At 49.0% G+C, this 1,642-nt stretch carries 1 protein-coding gene; it reads right to left on the bottom strand.

Annotated features, from left to right (window positions below; genetic code table 11):
* Positions 1 to 1,642: hypothetical protein (locus QZ824_RS11565; RefSeq protein ID WP_291276170.1), on the bottom strand; the 1,642-nt coding region annotated here is incomplete at both ends.

The raw sequence follows: 1,642 nt of genomic DNA, 5'->3' as shown, positions 1-1,642 counted from the left end.
ACCGGAAATGTCTACACCGTTGTTTTTCCACTGGTACGTTGGTGCTGCTCCGCCTGCTGTCGGTGTGGCTGTGAATGTTACGTTGTCGCTTGGACAGATGCTCGTTTTATCTGCTGCCGCACTGACTGCCGGTGCCGGAATCGGGTTAACCGTCATCGTGATCACGTTCGAATTTGCATTCGGCGGGCTCGCGCAGCCTGAGCTACTTACCATGTCTACGCTGATTGCATCGCCTGTAGCAAGTGTGGAGCTCGTATACGTTGCATTGGTCTCGCCGCTGATTGCTGTGCCACCCTTCTTCCATTGGTAAGTCGGTGTTAATCCTCCGTTGCCAGGGTTTGCTGTAAAGGTTACACTCGTTCCTGCGCAGATGGTGTTGCCTGGTGCTGCTGTAATGCTAACTGCTGGCGCAACAACTGTTGTTACTGTGATCACAACCGCATTTGACGTAGCAGGGTTGCCTGTAGGACAGGTTGCGTTGCTGGTCATTACCAATGTATAGCTATCGTTGTTCGCAGCTGTCGTTGTTGTATAAGTAGCGTTCGTTGCTCCTGAAATATCCGTTCCGTTTTTCTTCCACTGATACGTCGGAGTAGTTCCCGGATTCGTTGGCGTAGATGTAAATGTTACGCTTGTACCTGCACAGATGGTCGTTGACGGTGTCGCAATGGTTACGCTTACCGGTAACGATGGATTTACCGTCACGGTTGCTGTTTTAGTACAGCCAGCACTTGTTTTATAAGTAATAACGCTGGTTCCGCCAGAAACTCCTGTTACTACACCGGTGTTGCTCACCGTTGCTACTGCTGGTGTTGCCGATGTCCATGGGGCGGTTGCATCAGGAGTGCCTGAACCGGTTAAGGTTGTTGTTAAGCCCTGGCAAACCGTTAGCGTTCCTGTGATTGTTGGGATCGCACTTACTGTTACCGTTGCTGTAATTGTACAACCGTTGCTGTTTTTATAAGTAATGACACTTGTTCCTGCGGCAACACCTGTTACTAGGCCTGTAGAACTTACCGTAGCTACGGAAGTAGTTGCTGATGACCATGGTGTGGTTGCATCTGCTGTACCTGAGCCTGTCAGCTGTGTGGTTGAGCCGGCACACACCGTTAATGTACCCGTAATGGTTGGGTTCGCATTTACCGTTACCGTTGCTGTAATGATACAGCCGGCGCTTGTTTTATATGTAATAACACTGGTTCCCGCTGAAACACCTGTTACTACACCGGTGCTGCTCACTGTAGCTACTGCTGGTGTTGCAGATGACCATGGTGTTGCAGCGTCAGGAGTTCCTGAACCCGTTAACGTTGTTGTTGAGCCAACGCAAACCGTTAATGTACCGGTGATCGTTGGGTTCGCATTTACGGTTACCGTTGCTGTTTTTGTACAACCTGAACTTGTTTTATAAGTGATAACACTGGTTCCAGCTGAAACACCTGTTACTACACCTGTAGAACTTACTGTTGCTACTGCTGGTGTTGCAGATGCCCATGGAGTTGTTGCATCCGGAGTGCCTGAACCGGTTAGAGTTGTTGTTAAACCTACGCATACATTTAATGTACCGGTAATGGTCGGAGTTGCATTTACGGTTACCGTTGCTGTTTTGATACAGCCTGAACTTGTCTTATAAGTAATAACGCTT

Source organism: Flavobacterium sp. (genome assembly GCF_021151785.1).
Classification (GTDB): domain Bacteria; phylum Bacteroidota; class Bacteroidia; order Flavobacteriales; family Flavobacteriaceae; genus Flavobacterium.
The sequence above is the reverse complement of the archived record's forward strand: the minus strand, read 5'-3'. Positions and strand labels throughout refer to the sequence as shown.